Source organism: Microbacterium tumbae (assembly GCF_054780175.1).
Genome location: NZ_BAAGWV010000003.1, coordinates 474,749 through 489,535 on the forward strand (window position 1 = coordinate 474,749; position 14,787 = coordinate 489,535).

At 71.6% G+C, this 14,787-nt stretch carries 15 protein-coding genes; 6 read left to right on the top strand and 9 right to left on the bottom strand.

The features are described from left to right. Position 1: 1 nt before the first annotated feature. The 8 genes from ACYVGQ_RS14020 to ACYVGQ_RS14055 are packed head-to-tail and all read right to left on the bottom strand — an operon-like array spanning position 2 to position 7,312. Complete coding sequence (locus ACYVGQ_RS14020) at positions 2-976, bottom strand: epimerase (protein ID WP_460785263.1); 975 nt, start codon at positions 974-976, stop codon at positions 2-4. Continuing rightward, positions 973-1,590 (bottom strand): DUF4166 domain-containing protein, encoded by a 618-nt coding sequence (locus tag ACYVGQ_RS14025; RefSeq protein WP_460785264.1) that lies wholly within the window; start codon positions 1,588-1,590, stop codon positions 973-975. The genes ACYVGQ_RS14020 and ACYVGQ_RS14025 overlap by 4 nt, the downstream gene beginning before the upstream one ends. A 20-nt stretch (positions 1,591-1,610) precedes the next feature. Continuing rightward, positions 1,611-2,219: a TetR/AcrR family transcriptional regulator gene (locus tag ACYVGQ_RS14030; RefSeq protein WP_460785265.1), complete on the bottom strand. Its 609-nt coding sequence runs from the start codon at positions 2,217-2,219 to the stop codon at positions 1,611-1,613. A gap of 40 nt (positions 2,220-2,259) precedes the next feature. Continuing rightward, positions 2,260-3,216 (bottom strand): NYN domain-containing protein, encoded by a 957-nt coding sequence (locus ACYVGQ_RS14035; protein ID WP_460785266.1) that lies wholly within the window; start codon positions 3,214-3,216, stop codon positions 2,260-2,262. After that, the gene (locus ACYVGQ_RS14040) at positions 3,209-4,204 is read right to left on the bottom strand and encodes a Gfo/Idh/MocA family protein (RefSeq protein WP_460785267.1); all 996 of its coding nucleotides are present in this window, start codon (positions 4,202-4,204) and stop codon (positions 3,209-3,211) included. Before ACYVGQ_RS14040 ends, ACYVGQ_RS14035 begins: the two co-directional genes overlap by 8 nt. A 54-nt stretch (positions 4,205-4,258) precedes the next feature. Further along, the gene (locus ACYVGQ_RS14045; RefSeq protein ID WP_460785268.1) at positions 4,259-5,314 is read right to left on the bottom strand and encodes an LLM class flavin-dependent oxidoreductase; all 1,056 of its coding nucleotides are present in this window, start codon (positions 5,312-5,314) and stop codon (positions 4,259-4,261) included. 10 nt (positions 5,315-5,324) lie between these two features. Next, positions 5,325-6,617, bottom strand: coding sequence for an O-acetylhomoserine aminocarboxypropyltransferase/cysteine synthase family protein (locus tag ACYVGQ_RS14050; protein ID WP_460785269.1), 1,293 nt, complete (start codon positions 6,615-6,617; stop codon positions 5,325-5,327). After that, positions 6,614-7,312 (bottom strand): alpha/beta hydrolase, encoded by a 699-nt coding sequence (locus ACYVGQ_RS14055; RefSeq protein WP_460785270.1) that lies wholly within the window; start codon positions 7,310-7,312, stop codon positions 6,614-6,616. Before ACYVGQ_RS14055 ends, ACYVGQ_RS14050 begins: the two co-directional genes overlap by 4 nt. Positions 7,313-7,432: 120 nt before the next feature. Here ACYVGQ_RS14055 and ACYVGQ_RS14060 point away from each other — a divergent pair, with 120 nt between their 5' ends. The 6 genes from ACYVGQ_RS14060 to ACYVGQ_RS14085 are packed head-to-tail and all read left to right on the top strand — an operon-like array spanning position 7,433 to position 13,703. Next, on the top strand, positions 7,433-8,953 hold the full coding sequence (locus tag ACYVGQ_RS14060) for an ABC transporter substrate-binding protein (RefSeq protein ID WP_460785271.1): 1,521 nt from the start codon (positions 7,433-7,435) through the stop codon (positions 8,951-8,953). A gap of 7 nt (positions 8,954-8,960) precedes the next feature. Continuing rightward, the gene (locus tag ACYVGQ_RS14065) at positions 8,961-9,980 is read left to right on the top strand and encodes an ABC transporter permease (protein WP_460785272.1); all 1,020 of its coding nucleotides are present in this window, start codon (positions 8,961-8,963) and stop codon (positions 9,978-9,980) included. Then, entirely contained in the window at positions 9,977-10,843 is an 867-nt protein-coding gene (locus tag ACYVGQ_RS14070; RefSeq protein WP_460785273.1) for an ABC transporter permease, read from the top strand. Before ACYVGQ_RS14065 ends, ACYVGQ_RS14070 begins: the two co-directional genes overlap by 4 nt. Then, positions 10,836-11,780: an ABC transporter ATP-binding protein gene (locus tag ACYVGQ_RS14075; RefSeq protein WP_460785274.1), complete on the top strand. Its 945-nt coding sequence runs from the start codon at positions 10,836-10,838 to the stop codon at positions 11,778-11,780. The genes ACYVGQ_RS14070 and ACYVGQ_RS14075 overlap by 8 nt, the downstream gene beginning before the upstream one ends. Further along, positions 11,777-12,583, top strand: a complete 807-nt coding sequence (locus ACYVGQ_RS14080) for an ABC transporter ATP-binding protein (RefSeq protein WP_460785276.1) — start codon at positions 11,777-11,779, stop codon at positions 12,581-12,583. The genes ACYVGQ_RS14075 and ACYVGQ_RS14080 overlap by 4 nt, the downstream gene beginning before the upstream one ends. Position 12,584: 1 nt before the next feature. Next, positions 12,585-13,703 (top strand): LLM class flavin-dependent oxidoreductase, encoded by a 1,119-nt coding sequence (locus ACYVGQ_RS14085; protein WP_460785277.1) that lies wholly within the window; start codon positions 12,585-12,587, stop codon positions 13,701-13,703. A 76-nt stretch (positions 13,704-13,779) separates the two neighbouring features. Here the strand turns inward: ACYVGQ_RS14085 and ACYVGQ_RS14090 are convergent, their stop codons facing one another. Then, the gene (locus tag ACYVGQ_RS14090) at positions 13,780-14,724 is read right to left on the bottom strand and encodes a quinone oxidoreductase family protein (protein WP_460785278.1); all 945 of its coding nucleotides are present in this window, start codon (positions 14,722-14,724) and stop codon (positions 13,780-13,782) included. Positions 14,725-14,787 lie beyond the last annotated feature (63 nt).

Consider the following 14,787-nt stretch of genomic DNA (forward strand, 5'->3'; position numbering starts at 1 on the left):
CTCAGCTCTCGCGGCCGGCGGGACGATCGAACGCCTCCCGCAGCGCCGTCTCCAGCGTCGGGTGGTGGAACGCGTAGCCGGCGGCTGTGAGCCGCTCCGGAAGCACCCAGCGGCTCTTGAGCACCAGCTCGGTCTCGGTGCGGATGCCGATGGCGCCGAGCTCCAGCATCCATCGCGGCATCGGCGGGCCGAACGAGACCCCGAGCACGCGACGCACCGCGGTCATGAATCCCGCGTTGTCGGTCGGGTGCGGCGACGAGGCGTTGACGACCCCTCCGATCTCCGGACGGCTCTCGAGGAAGTCGATGATCCCCGCGATGTCGTCCACGTGCACCCAGCTGAACCGCTGGCGGCCGTGTCCGCTGCCGCGGCGGTGAGCCGTCCCGGCTCTGACACGACCGCGGGTGACCGGCCACCATCCGTCGTGCTGCGCTCCGCCGAGCCCGAGGCGTGCGAGGGTCTTCAGCGGACCCAGCACGCCGCCGTGGCCGAGCACGATCGCGGAACGGAGGGCGACCCGCCTCGTCGACGGCAGATCGTCGGCGAACAGCGCCGCCTCCCACGCCTTCGCCACCTCGACCGAGAAGCCGGTCCCGATCTCTCCGCCGCTCTCCGTCATCGGCCGGTCCTCGGCGTGCCGGTAGATCGTGGCGGTGGACGAGTTCACCCAGAGGGCCGGCGGGCGGGCCGCCGTGGCGATCGCGCGGCTGAGCGCCGCCGTCGTCTCCAGGCGCGAGGAGAAGATCTCCGCCCGGTTCTGCGACGTGTACCGGCAGTTGACGCTCTTGCCGGCCAGGCCGATCACGAGCGCCGCGCCGTCGACTGCGGCCGAGATGCCGTCGTGGTCGTCCCAGGAGAGCTCGGCGCCGGAGCGGGAGATCGTGACGACCTCGCGGCCGGCGTCCCGATAGCGCCTCGTCAGATGACGGCCCATGAAGCCGGATGAACCGCCGATGACGACCCGGCCTGTGCTCATGACTCCTCCTCGATGCGATAGTCGAACCATCCGCCGTACTCGTACACGCGTCCGAGCAGGGGCATGTCGATGACGAGGTCGACGCGCTGGCGATCCCGCTCGTCGTCGTATCGCTCCGTCAGTCGCACGACGGGGGCGAGGACGTCGGGAGCGCGCACCCGCAGCCGGCAGATCCGCATCCCCACCGCCCTGCTCGTCAGGTGCAGCGCTCCGTCCCGCACGTCCACGTCGAAGCTCGCCGCGAGCAGCACAGGCTCGCCGAGCTCGTCGACCACGCGTCCGAGCGGTGTCGCGGCCACCGCGTCGCGCATCGTCCAGGGCCCGCCCGGCAGCTGGAGCACCCGTTCCGCCACCGCGCGCCCCGCCACGGTGCGGTTCTCGATGCGGAAGGGCACGTCCCGATGCCAGGATGCCACGAGCACGCCCCGCCGCTGCAGCGGACGCAGGAACGGGTGCAGCCACCGGCGCGGCGTGCCGACTCTGTCGAACACGCCTTCGCCCACGCCGACATGCGCGTCGTCGATGGCCGAGAAGTACTGCTGCAGGACCGGATGCAGCTGAGGCATCCGCTCGCCGATCGCTCCGGCGTACGGGGATCGGGAGGGAGGCCTCATGGCTCGAGCGTAGCGCGCGGTCAGCCGGCGCTCGGGCGCAGCAGCTGCTCGAGGAGCTCGAGGGCGTCGTGCTGCGGGGCGGACTCGTCCAGCAGCCACTGTGTCTGCAGGCCGTCGGACGCGGCGACGACGAGGGCGGCGACGGCGACGGGATCCGCGTCCGACCGGATCCGGCCGTCCTCCTGCTGCTGCGCGACGGCAGCAGCCATGTCCCTGCGGAGTCGCGCGAAGCGCGCGGTCGCGAACTCGCGTGCCGCGGGGTGCCCCTCCTCGAGAGCGGATGCCACGAGCGTCGAGTACAGCTGGACGAGTCCCGGCACCGTGCGGTTCGTGCGCGCGGAGGCGATCATCCGCTCCACGGGCGTGGCATCGTCCCTGACGTCCTCATGTCGATGCCCCGGTGCGTTGCTCTCCTGATAGACGGCGATGAGGAGCTCTTCCAGCGAGCCGAAGTAGTGGGTGAGCGCGGCGTGCGTGACTCCGACCTCCTTCGCGATCGCCCGGAGGCTCGTCCGATCGGAGCCCCGGGCCGCGAACACCTCGATCGCGCGGTCGAGGATCTCCTGCCGACGTGCGATCCCCTTGGCGTAGACGCCGCGCGGACGCTCGGTCCGGCCCTCTTCCGTCATGCCGGAAGCCTACCGGAAGAAAACCTCCGTGCGGAAGTATTCAGCGCTCGCGGAGACGTACGAGACGCTCGTGGCCCGTCTCCTCGAGCTCGGTGATCTCCTCACGGGACTTGAGGAAGTCGGAGAACGATCGATAGCCGAGCGCCTTCTCGCTGAACGAGGGGTCCATCCGGCGCATGTGCGTCTTCACCGCGGAGCTGTGCAGCCATTCATCGGCATCCGCCTTGTCGTGGCCGAGGCGCAGGGCTCGCTCGAGGAGCTTCGTCGCCTCCGTCTGCTCGTCGACGGTCGGCGTCTCGGGCTCCGCCGCCTTGACCGGCTTGCGGGCACGCGTCTTCGGAGCGGCCTTCGTCTTCGCCGGCGAACCGGCGATCGCCGTCTCCGCCACGGGCTCCGGCGCGGCGGCGACCGGCTGCGCCTTGGGCGCGGGCCGGACCACGCCGGGCAGCGAGTCGTACGACTCGAACTCGTCGCAGGCGGCCGCCAGCGACTTCGCGGTCGAGCCGGACACGCCGACCCCGATCACGTACCGGCCCAGGCGCTTGCAGCGCTGGGCGAGGGGGACGTAGTCGCTGTCGCCCGCGACGATCACCACGTGCGTGAGGTCGGGCAGACGGAACATGTCCTCCACGGCGTCGACGGCGAGACGGATGTCCGCGCCGTTCTTGGCGTAGGCGGCCGCGGGGAAGAGCTGGACGAGGTCGACGGCTCGCGCGACGAGCTGCGAACGGTACTCGGCGTTGACAGGGGAGGACCAGTCGGCGTAGGCCCGGGTGAGGACCAGCGTGCCGAAGGACGCCGCGTAGTCGATGATCGCCCCGACCTCGATCATCGCGCTCTTGAGCCGCTCTGCGACCTCCGGGTCGTTCGGGTTCTCGGTGATCCGCTGTCGGTCCTTGCCGTAGGCGTTGCGCCCGTGCACGCGGTCGTACCAGGAGATGACGATGTTGTCGAAGTCCAGGTAGACGGCGACGCGACTGTCCTGCGCCTCAGCCATTCGCGGGCTCCTCGCCGGGATAGCGCACGCCGATCTGCGCGCGGATCTCGTCCAGCGTGCCCATGATCGCCACCGTCTCGTCGATCGTCAGGACGTCGCCGGTCAGCAGCCTCTCCGCGACGAACCGCTCGGCGGCGAACGCCTGGTGCTGCATGCCACGGCCCTCGACCTCGGAGGCGTAGCTCTCGCGCACCGTGCCGTCGGGGCCGACGAGGCGGAAGGAGGTCGGCATGTACCAGACCCGGTCGATCTCGATGCGCGCCTCGGTGCCGATGACCGCCGCGGTGTCCGGCCCCGCCGCCCGCGAGGACGACACGCTCGTCGACACCGCGCCGCCGGCGTGGGTCATGACGGTGGCGACCTCGGCATCGGCGCCGGTCTCACCGAGCCGGGCGACGGCCTTGATCGTCTCCGGCGCCCCGAGCACGTCCCAGATGAAGGAGATCGGATAGATGCCGAGATCGAGAAGCGCGCCGCCGCCGAGCTCGAGCGCGTTCAGGCGGTGCCCGGGGTCGGAGGAGATCAGCTGGGTGTGATCGGCCGTCACGGCCCGGATCTCGCCGAGCGCTCCCTCGGCGATGAGCTCGCGGATGCGGACCATGTGCGGCAGATACCTCGTCCACATGGCCTCCATGACGAGGAGGTCCTTCTCCGCGGCGAGTGCGCGCAGGTCCTCGGCCTCGGCGCGGTTCAGCGTGAACGGCTTCTCGACGAGGACGTGCTTGCCGTGCTCGAGCGCCAGCCGGGCGCCTTCGTGGTGCAGGGGGTGCGGGGTCGAGACGTAGATGATGTCGACCTCCGGATCGGAGACGAGGCCCTCGTACGAGCTGTGCGCGTGGGGGATCGCGAACCGCTCTGCGAAGGCGTCGGCCGACTCCTGGGAGCGAGAGCCGACCGCGACGAGATCGAGCCCGGCGGTGCGCAGATCGGAGGCGAACGAGGCGGCGATGCCGCCGGTGGCGAGGATTCCCCAGCGAAGACCAGTCATGCTCTCAGCGTAGCGGGCCGATGCGCCCCGCGACCCGCCGGGCGGGTTTCGGGATCAGCGTACGGAGATCAGGTTCTCCTGCGGCACGAGGGGGAACACCTGCTCGGCGATCCGCTCGAGCTCCTCGTCCAGCGGGGACGACTGGATCAGCAGCAGCGTGATGCCCGCCTCGCCGTAGGCGTTGATCCGCTCGGCCACCTGCTCCGGCGTGCCGACGAGGTTCGGGCGGAGCCCGCGCGTGCCCACCGAGTACTCCCGCTTGGAGATCTCCAGCGAGAGGTTCGAGTTGGCCAGGAACTGCTCGAAGGAGGCATAGCCGGGGGAGTTCTCATCGACCGTCGTGATCCGCTCGAGCTCCTTCTGCGCCTCGGCCTCGGTGTCGCGGACGATGACGTACGCGGGCATCCCGAACTCCGCCACCGGTCGGCCGTGCAGCCGCTCGGAGCGGGCGTTCATGTCGGCCACGTTGCTGCGGACCTCGTCGAGCGTCCCGCCGTGCATGACGTAGGCGTCCGCGAAGTCCGCGATCGCCTCGCGGCCCGCATCGCTCTCGCCGCCGGCGAAGATCACGGGGTGGGCGCTCGGCTTGGGCTCGACGATCGTGCCGTCCAGCTCGTAGTGCTTCCCCGCGAACGAGAACGGCGTCTCGGCCCACAGACCGTTCAGCACATCGACGAACTCCTTCGCCTGCACGTAGCGCTCGTCGTGCGTGGTGAAGGCCCCGCCGAACTGGCGCGCCTCCTCGGCCCACCAGGCCGCGACGACGTTGAGGGCCACGCGGCCCGGCGCGACGCTGTCGAGAGTGCCGACGGTCTTCGCGAGGACGGCCGGCAGGTGGAAGCCCGGACGCACGGCCGTCATGACGCGCAGCTGCTCGGTGACGGCGAGGATGGCGGCGGACAGCGACCACGCCTCCAGGCTCGGCGCCTCCGTGCCCTTGCGGTCGTTGAGGTACAGCTCGGGCACGAGCGTCGTGTGGAAGCCGAGCCGATCGGCCTTCACGGACACCTCGCGGATGTACTCCCACGTCGCCGCCATCCGGCCCTCGTCGGTGACGTTGCGCAGGAAGCCGCCGTAGACCGGGGTCCAGTATCCGAGGTTGATGCCCATGATTCTCCCGTCAGGCGTGCGCGAGGGCGCGGTCGAGGTCGGCGATGATGTCCGCGGGGTCTTCGAGGCCGGCGGAGAGGCGGATGGTGTTCAGCGAGATCCCCGCGGCTGCACGTTGCGCGGCGGTCAGGTGCGAGTGCGTCATGGAGGCCGGGTGGGCGACGAGGCTGCGGGCGTCGCCGATGTTCGCCACCAGGCGGATCACCTCGAGGCCGTCGATGACGCGCGCGACCCGCTCCTGGGTGCCTGCGTCCTCCGGGCCGGCGAGGTCGAAGGAGAATACCGAGGGCACGCCGCGCGGCAGATAGCGCTCGGCGAGGGCGTGCCAGCGGTTGCCCTCGAGGCCGGGATGGTGGACGGCGGCGACCTTCGGATGCTGCGCGAGGAACTGTGCGACCGCCAGGGCCGTCGCGGACTGGCGGGAGACGCGCAGATCGAGCGTCTCGATGCCCTGCAGGATCTGCCAGGCGTTGAACGGCGACAGCGAGGGCCCGAGGTCGTGCACGTACTTGGACTTCACGAGCGCACCGAAGGCGAAGCCCTGACCGAACCGCTCCCACAGCACGAGCTCGCCGAAGCGCGGATAAGGACCGGTGAACTGCGGCCAGCGCCCAGGTTCGGCGCCGAAGTCGAAGGTGCCCTGGTCGACGACCACACCGCCGAGCGAGGTGCCGTGGCCGGAGAGGAACTTGGTCGCGGAGTGCACGACGAAGTCCGCCCCGTGCTCTCCGGGACGTACGAGGTGGGGCGTGCCGACGGTGTTGTCGATGACGAGCGGGACGCCCGCGTCGTGCGCGATGTCCGCCAGCAGCCGGATGTCGAGCACCTGCGCGATCGGGTTCGCGACGGATTCGGCGAACACCGCGCGCGTCTCGGGCCGCACGGCCGCGCGCCACGCCTCCGGGTCGTCCTGGTCGACGAAGGTCACGGCGATGCCGAAGTCGTCGAAGGTGTCCTGCAGCAGATCGACGGTGCCGCCGTAGAGCTGGTCCGCGGCGACGATGTGCCCGCCGCGGCCGACGAGGGCCAGGAGCGTCACCGCGACCGCCGCCTGCCCGGAGGCGACGGCGACCGCCGAGGCGCCGCCCTCGAGCGCGGTCACGCGCTCCTCGAGCACGAGCTGCGTCGGGCTGGCGTTGCGGCTGTACAGGTTTCCCGGCTTGCGCAGCGCGAAGATGTCCGCGGCGTCCGCCAGCGAGGCGAACTCGTAGGCCGCGGTCTGGTAGATCGGCGGCACCGCGCTGTTCTGCGGAGTGCCGGGGATGTACCCCGCCTGGATCTGGCGGGTGGAGAACTCGGTCATGAGCCGATCGCCGCTTCGGCGCGCCGCGCGGTCCGCACGATCGGGGCGTGGACCTCGCCGGTGCGCAGGCGCTCCAGCCACTGCACGAGGGACGCCGCGACGCTGCGATGCTGCTGATCGTTCAGCGCGTCGTGAAGGCCGTCGACGGTCTCCAGCAGCTCCAGGCCGCCGATCGCGGAAAGGGCATCCGCTGCCCGATCGAACGGCGAGACCTCGTCCGCACCGCCGTGCACGGCGAACACGGGCACGGAGATCGCCGCGAGCCACTCCGCCGAGGGGAGCTCCTCGGCGACGATCGCGTCGGTGCGCGCCTCGGCCCTGCCGAGCACGCCGAGGTGCAGCGGGCATGCCGTGCGCTGGGCGTCCGCCGGCTGTCCCGCCGAGCCGTCGACGGGGACGCCGGCCACGATCGCGGCATCCACCGCCGCCCCCTGCGCGAGCACGCGCAGCACGCCGGCGGCGCCCGAGTCGGAGCCGACGAGCACCCTCGGGGCGTCCTCGGCGCCGACGAGCCAGCTCGCCGCGGCATCCGCGCCGTCCTCGAACACCGCGACGGTGTACCCGTCGGCGCTCAGGCGGCGTCCGAACCGCTCGTACACCGGGGCGAGCTCGCCCCGGCCGGTCACGACCGCGAGGGTGCCGCGTACGCGTGCGGCGGGGGTCCAGATCGCGCGGGGCTCTGCAGAGGTGGTCATGCGTCCATCATTCCCGCCGGGCTCCGTCCTGCGGACGCGATGTGTCGAACTGTTGCAGTCTGTGTCCTCCCGCTTCGACATGTTTGTCGCGCGCGCACGCGACCTCCTACCTTCGCTTCCATGACCTCACGCCCCCGACTGCTCCCGATAGCAGCCCTCGCCGCCGCAGCCCTGGCCGTCACCGGCTGCGCTTCGTCGCAGCCGACCGCGGGATCCGCCGATTCCGAGACGTCTCTCACCTGGGGCTGGAGCCTGCCCACCAGCTGGGATCCGGTCACCTCCACCGCCGGGTGGGACACGCACGCGCTGGCGCTCGTGTACGACGGCCTGACGCAGCTCGACGCGGACGCCGAGGTCGTCCCCGGTCTCGCCGAGACGTGGGAGTACAACGAGGACGGCACGCAGATCACCTTCCACCTGCGCGAGGACGCCGCCTTCAGCGACGGCGCCCCGGTCACGGCCGACGCCGTGAAGCAGAACCTCGAGCGCGGCCGCGACCAGGAGAACTCCACGCTCGCCGGCCAGCTGAACATCATCACCGGGGTCGACACGCCGGATGAGCACACCGTCACCGTGCACCTGGACCAGCCCGACTACCAGGTGCCGTCGCTGTTCGCGGGCAAGACCGGCTTCATCGTCAACCCCGCCGCCTTCGACGACGTCGACGCCCTCGCGACCCAGCCCGAGGGGGCTGGACCTTTCGAGCTGACCGAGTACGTCCCGAACGGGCGTGCAGATCTCGTCAAGAACGACGAGTACTGGAACGCGGACCACATCTTCATCGACGACTTCTCCATCGTCCCCGTCACGGACGACGCCACGGTGGTCGCCGGCGTCACCTCCGGCCAGTGGGACGTCGCGATCGTGCCGCCCTCTCAGGTGCAGGCCGCCGATGCCGCTTCGCTCGAGGTCGAGACGATCAACGCGCTCACGGTGCGCGCGCTCGACGTCAACAGCACGGTGGCTCCCTTCGACGACCAGCGGGTGCTGCAGGCGATCAGCCACGCCACCGACCGTCAGGCGCTCATCGACGCCGCCTACTTCGGGCAGGGGACGCCCAACTGGCAGCCGTTCCCCGAGGGGTACTACGCCCACAACGACGAGCTGGACGATCTCTACCCCTACGACGTGGATGCCGCCGAGGCGCTGCTCGCCGAGGCCGGATACCCGGACGGGATCGACGTCACGCTCACGCTCGGCGAGGCCGACACCGCGCTCGCCGAGGTGCTGCAGGCGCAGTGGGCGGAGGCCGGCATCCGGATCACCCTGAACGTGCAGCCGGCGACCGCGATCGCGCAGAACTACGTGCAGCGCACGTTCCCCTTCGTGCTGGACAGCTACTCCGGGCGCCAGTCGCCGCTGCAGGGCCTCGAGGTGCTGTACGGCCCGGAGGGGCTGATGAACCTCGGCAAGCAGACCCCGCAGGAGCTCACCGACGCGATCAACGCCGCCCGTGCGACGCCGACGGATGCGGCCGACTATCCCGCCAAGGTGCAGGAGGCCGTGAGGCTCGGCGTCGAGCTGCAGGCGAACACCTTCCTGTTCAGCTGGCCGCGCATCCTCATCCACGACTCCGCCGTGACCGGCATCCAGCACTGGCTCGACGTCCAGCGCTGGGAGGACGTCAAGGTCGAGGGCTGATCCGCCGATGACGACGACCGTCGAGGCGCATCTCGCGCGCGAGATCGAGGATGCGCCCCCCGTGCGCCGGGTGCTGCCCGTCGTGCGCACGGTGCTGTCGACCCTCGCCACCGCGGCGGTCGTCTTCGTCCTCGCCACCTTCGCGACCTTCGCGCTGGGAGCGGCGAGCGGCTCGAATCCCGCCGCGGTCGCCCTCGGCGAGGTCGCGACCCAGGAGGACATCGACCGGCTGAACGCCGTGTTCGGTCTGGACCGCCCGTTCCTGGTGCGCTACGCGGACTGGATCGGCGGCGCGCTCACGGGGGATCTCGGAACCTCCTGGTTCACGAACATCCCCGTCGCCGACTCGATCGCGCAGGCGTTCCCGGTGAGCCTGTCGATCGCGGTCGGCGCGACGCTGTTCGCGCTGGTCGCCGGCTTCGTCGGCGGCATCCTCGCGGCGGCGAACCGCGGCGGGATCGTCGACCGCGTCGTCACCCTGCTGAGCACGGCCGCAGCGACCATCCCCGCCTTCGTGGCGGCCATCGCGCTCATCCTGCTGCTCGCCTACGCGATCCCGATTTTCCCCGTGGCGGGCTACGTGCCGCCGGAGAAGGACGTCGTGGGCTGGCTGATGTGCCTCGTGCTGCCGTCCCTCGCGCTCAGCCTGGACGCCGGAGCCGACATCGCCCGCCAGCTGCGCACCTCGCTGGTGGGGTCGCTGAACGAGAACTTCATCGTCGGTGCGCGCGTCCACGGCCTCGGTCCCGCCCGCATCCTGTTCGGGCACGCGCTGCCCAACGCCCTGGGCCCCGCGCTCTCGACGCTGGGCATCCACGCGCCGCGCCTCGTCGGCGGCGCGGTCATCACCGAGGTCATCTTCGGCATGCCGGGACTCGGCCAGCTCGCGAACCGCTCGGCGCTGCAGGGGGACGTGCCTGTCGTGCAGGGGGTGCTGCTCGTCACGATCGCGATCGTCGTGCTCGTCGGCGCGGTGCTCAACGTCGTCATCGCCCGCACCGGCGGATCGAAGCGGAGTGCCGCATGAACGCCCTCGCCCGCCTGTGGAAAGCCGGCTGGACCGTGCGTCTCGCCCTCCTCGTCGTGCTGGGCGTCGCCGTCGTGGCCGTCGCCGGTCCCGTGCTCGCCCCGCAGGATCCACTCGTCCAGGACACGGCGGCCGCCCTGCAGGATCCCACGGCAGCGCATCTCCTCGGCACGGACTACCTCGGCAGGGACGTGCTCTCGCGTCTGCTCGCCGGCGCTCCCGCGTCGCTCGTGAGCGCCTTCGCCGCGGCTCTCATCGGTCTCGTCCTCGGGGCCGTCCCCGGTGCGCTCAGCGTGTTCGTCCCCCGAGTCGGGGAGTGGCTCGCCCTGCGGGTCGTCGATGCGCTGCTCGCCCTGCCGTTCATCCTCTTCGCCATCGTGTTCGCGGCGCTGCTCGGCAACGGTCTGCTCCAGGCGACCATCGCCATCGGCATCCTCGTCGCCCCCGGCTTCTTCCGGATCGCGCGGGCGGCGACGCTGCGGGTCCGCGACTCGCAGTACGTCGAGGCGTCCAGCTTCCTCGGCGGGTCCGCGTGGTGGGTGCTGCGGACGCACGTCTGGCGACAGGTGGCGCCCAACCTCGTCGTCGCCTCGATCTCGGCGCTCGGCGGCGCGCTCCTCGCCGTCGCCTCGCTCACGTTCCTCGGCATCGGCGTGCAGCCGCCCGCGCCGACCTGGGGCGGGATGCTGTCGAGCGATCTCGGCTATCTCGCCCAGCGCCCCTGGGGGCCGCTGGCTCCGGCTCTCGCCATCATCGTCACCGTCGCCTCGCTGAACCTGCTCTCGGACGCGTTGCGGGATGCCCTCGGCGCCGACGCCGTGGCCGCGAGGCCCCGTCCGCGGAAGGAGGCGGCCCATGTCTGATCCCCGCATCGTCGCGCAGGAACGCGCGTCCCGGTCCGCCGCGGCCGGCGGAGGATCCGTGACATCGCCGCCCGCCGCCGGGCCCTCCGCTCGCACCGGGATGCAGGCCTTCACGCCCTCTTTCGACGAGGCGTCGCTGGCCAGGCCCGCCGTCGCAGAGGTCTCGGATCTCGTCGTCACCGCGAGAGACGGCGCCGAGCTCGTGCGCGGCGTGAACGTGTCCGTCCGTCCCGGCGAGGCGCTCGGGATCGTGGGGGAGTCCGGCAGCGGCAAGACCCTCACCTGCCGTGCGCTGCTCGGGATCCTGCCCGCGGGGCTCGCGGTGTCCTCCGGAACCGTCTCGGTGGCAGGGGAGGACCTCACGCACGCCTCCGAGAAGCAGTGGCGCCGCGTGCGCGGGACGCACATCGGCGCCGTCTTCCAGGACCCCGCCTCGTACCTCAACCCGGCGAGCCCGGTGGGCAGGCAGCTGGAGGAGACGCTGCGGGTCACGGCTGGAGTCCCGCGCGGCAGGACGCGCGGGCAGGCCAGGGAGCTGCTGGACGGCCTGGGCATTCGCCGCGTCGATCTTGTGCTGCGCCAGCGCGTGGCCGAACTGTCCGGCGGGATGCTCCAACGCGTCCTCATCGCCATGGCTCTGGCAGCCGACCCCGCGGTCCTCATCGCCGACGAGGCGACGACCGCCCTCGACGTCACCGTGCAGGCCGAGCTGCTCGAGCTCCTCGGACGGCTGCGCGTCGAGCGCGACCTCGCCCTCGTCCTCGTCTCGCACGATCTCGCGGTCGTCGCGCAGGTGTGCGAGCGCGTGCAGGTCTTCCGCGACGGCGTCGTCGTCGAGGCGGGAGCGACGTCCAGGGTTCTGAAGGCGCCGGGGCATCCGTACACGCGCGAGCTGCTCAGTGCGCACGCCGCCTACGGGCTGGAGAAGTACCTGTGAGCGCGGCGCTGGAGCTCGACGACGTCTCGGTCGACTACGACCGGGTGCGCGTCCTGGACGGGGTCTCCCTCACCGTGCGTGCCGGCGAGGTCGTCGGCGTGGTCGGAGAGTCCGGCTCCGGGAAGACGACGATCGCGCGCACGGTGCTGCGCGCCGTGGACGCGGCGGCAGGCAGGGTCGTCGTGGACGGGCGCGACGTGACGCGCCTGCGCGGCGCATCGCTGCGCGCCTGGCGTCGTGCCGGTGTCGCCCAGTACGTGTTCCAGGATCCGCTGCGCTCGCTCGATCCGGGCATCCGCGTCGCCGACTCGATCACGGAGGGACTGCGCATCGCGCGCATCCCGTCCGCGGAGGCCGCGCGGCGCCGTGCGATCGCGCTGGAAGCCGTCGGCCTGGATGAGGAGCTCATCCAGCGCCTCCCTGCCGGCCTCTCCGGCGGCCAGCGCCAGCGGGCGGCGATCGCACGGGCCCTCGTCGTCGAACCGCGCCTGCTCGTGCTGGACGAGCCGGTCAGCGCCCTCGACGCCGCCAGCCGTGACCGTGTCGTCCAAGCGCTCATCGCCCTGCGCGATCGACGCGGCAGCGATCTCGCCATGCTCGTGATCTCGCACGACATCGGCTCGCTCGCGGCGATGAGCGATCGGCTCGTCGTCCTCGACCGCGGACGCATCGTCGAGGACGGTCCGACCCGTCGCGTCGTCTCCGCACCGGAGCATCCGTACACCCGTCTGCTCATCGACTCCGTGCCGCTGCTCGACATCCCTCGTCCCAACCGACCATCACACGCCGCCTCCAGGAGCTGACATGCCCATCGAACTGCTCGGAATGATCGCCACGACCGCCGGATCGGAGAACAAGGCCGTCACAGGCCCGGTCGTCGATCCCGCCTACGTCCGCGACTTCTCGCGCGCGCACGAGGACGCGGGCTTCGACCGGGTGCTGATCGGCTACAGCGCGAGCTCCCCTGACGGATTCGCCGTGGCGTCGGCCGCGCTGCACGCGACGGAGAGGCTCAAGGTGCTCATCGCGCACCGCCCGGGGTTCGTCGCGCCGACGATCGTTGCCCGCAAGCTCGCCACGCTCGACCATCTCACCGGCGGAGGACGCGTCGCGATCCACCACATCACCGGGGGGAGTGAGGCGGACCAGCACCGCGACGGCGACTTCAGCGAGAAGAGCGACCGCTACCGGCGCACCGGCGAGTTCATCGAGGTGCTGCGCAAGACCCTCAGCGAGGATGCGCCGTTCGACTACGCCGGCGACTTCTACCGGGTCGAGGGCGCCTTCTCCGCGGTGAAGCCGGCGACGGAGGCCGGCATCCCGATCTTCTTCGGCGGGCTCTCGGACGGCGCCGTCGAGGTCGGTGCACGCGGAGCCGACGTCTACATGCTCTTCGGTGAGCCGCTGGCGGAGGTCGGCGAGCACATCCGCACGATCCGCGCGGCGGCCGCGAAGGAGGGCAGGACCGTCGAGTTCAGCCTGTCCACGCGTCCGATCGTCGCCGCGACGGAGGAGGAGGCCTGGGCGAAGGCCGACCGGATCTACGCCGAGACGGAGGCCCTGCTCGCGGCGCGCTCGTCGGGGAACACCCTGTCGTTCGCCTCGTCCGCGCAGCCGGAGCAGGCGCCGGTGTCCGCCGACCGGCTGCAGCAGATCGCGCGCCGCGGCGATGTTCACGACGAGCGGCTGTGGACCGGCATCACCCGGCTCACCGGTCCCGCGGGCAACTCCACGGCGCCGGTGGGGACGCCGGCGCAGGTCGCCGAGGCGCTGCTGAAGTACTACGACCTGGGCGTCACGCGCTTCCTCATCCGCGGATTCGACCCGCTGGGCGATGTGATCCAGTGGGGCGAGGAGCTCGTCCCGCTGCTGCGCGAGGGCGCCAGGCTGCGCGACGAGGCCCGCGAGACGCAGGTCGCCTGACCCGAGACCGCAACACCACGCCGAGACCGCTACGGTTCGCAGCGGTCTCGGCGTGGTGTTGCGGTCTCGGGGGCGCTCAGGGGACGAGGATGATCTTCCCCCGCGCCGCGTGCGCCTCGATCAGCTCGTGGGCGCGCGGAGCCTCGGCGAGTGGGAGCTCAGGGCCGAACTCGATCCGGAAGGAGCCGGCGGCGATGAGATCGATCGCGAGAGGCACCGCCTCGGCGCGCCATGCCAGTTCCTCCGCCGTGAGCGGCTCGGGGGATCCTCCGCCGAACGCGCGGATGCCGAGGGCTGCGGCGTCCGGCCCCCGCACGATCGTCGCGACGCGGTCGTGGTCGGCGACGAGGTCCCTGGAGACCTCGATCGCCTCGTCGGTGCCGATGCCGTCGAGCGCGACCGTGACTCCCTGCGGCGCGGCGTCGCGGACGCGCTCGAGCAGGCCGTCGCCGTAGGCCACCGGGATCGCGCCGAGCTCGCGCAGCTGTTCGAACCGTGCTGGGCTTCCCGTGGCGACGACCGTGGTCCCCCAGGAGACGGCGAACTGGATCACTGCCTGACCCACCGCACCGGATCCGGCGTGCACGAGCAGGGTGTCGTCAGGACCGACGCCGAGTGAGCGCAGGCACTGGTAGGCGGTTCCGATCGGGATGCCGAGACTCGCGCCCTCCGCAGCGGTGACGGCGTCGGGCAGGGGGGAGAGGCGCTCCACTCGCACGGCCAGGTCGGTGGCATAGGTCCCGACCGTGTCGCGGACGGCGACGCGGTCGCCGACGGCGAGACCCGTCACGCCCTCGCCGAGCGCATGGACGACGCCCGCGCCGTCGAATCCGACATGACGGGGCGAGGTGAGGGGCGGGCCGGGGCGGGCGCCCCGCCGCAGCTTGGCGTCGAGAGGATTGACCCCGGCCGCCTCGATCCTCACGACCGCCTCGCCCGGACCGGCGACGGGGTCGGGGACGTCCACGAGACGGAGGACGCCGGGGGAGCCGAGCTCGGTGTAGACGATCGCGCGTGCCATGCCGCCAGGCTACCCGGTAGCTCTTCCTGCTCGTCGAGCGAGGGCGTTTCGACTCGTCTCCGG

Coding starts and splice junctions, on each gene's coding strand:
- ACYVGQ_RS14020 (WP_460785263.1), bottom strand. CDS start 976: ATGAGCACAGGCCGGGTCGTCATCGGCGGTTCATCCGGCTTCATGGGC.
- ACYVGQ_RS14025 (WP_460785264.1), bottom strand. CDS start 1,590: ATGAGGCCTCCCTCCCGATCCCCGTACGCCGGAGCGATCGGCGAGCGG.
- ACYVGQ_RS14030 (WP_460785265.1), bottom strand. CDS start 2,219: ATGACGGAAGAGGGCCGGACCGAGCGTCCGCGCGGCGTCTACGCCAAG.
- ACYVGQ_RS14035 (WP_460785266.1), bottom strand. CDS start 3,216: ATGGCTGAGGCGCAGGACAGTCGCGTCGCCGTCTACCTGGACTTCGAC.
- ACYVGQ_RS14040 (WP_460785267.1), bottom strand. CDS start 4,204: ATGACTGGTCTTCGCTGGGGAATCCTCGCCACCGGCGGCATCGCCGCC.
- ACYVGQ_RS14045 (WP_460785268.1), bottom strand. CDS start 5,314: ATGGGCATCAACCTCGGATACTGGACCCCGGTCTACGGCGGCTTCCTG.
- ACYVGQ_RS14050 (WP_460785269.1), bottom strand. CDS start 6,617: ATGACCGAGTTCTCCACCCGCCAGATCCAGGCGGGGTACATCCCCGGC.
- ACYVGQ_RS14055 (WP_460785270.1), bottom strand. CDS start 7,312: ATGACCACCTCTGCAGAGCCCCGCGCGATCTGGACCCCCGCCGCACGC.
- ACYVGQ_RS14060 (WP_460785271.1), top strand. CDS start 7,433: ATGACCTCACGCCCCCGACTGCTCCCGATAGCAGCCCTCGCCGCCGCA.
- ACYVGQ_RS14065 (WP_460785272.1), top strand. CDS start 8,961: ATGACGACGACCGTCGAGGCGCATCTCGCGCGCGAGATCGAGGATGCG.
- ACYVGQ_RS14070 (WP_460785273.1), top strand. CDS start 9,977: ATGAACGCCCTCGCCCGCCTGTGGAAAGCCGGCTGGACCGTGCGTCTC.
- ACYVGQ_RS14075 (WP_460785274.1), top strand. CDS start 10,836: ATGTCTGATCCCCGCATCGTCGCGCAGGAACGCGCGTCCCGGTCCGCC.
- ACYVGQ_RS14085 (WP_460785277.1), top strand. CDS start 12,585: ATGCCCATCGAACTGCTCGGAATGATCGCCACGACCGCCGGATCGGAG.
- ACYVGQ_RS14090 (WP_460785278.1), bottom strand. CDS start 14,724: ATGGCACGCGCGATCGTCTACACCGAGCTCGGCTCCCCCGGCGTCCTC.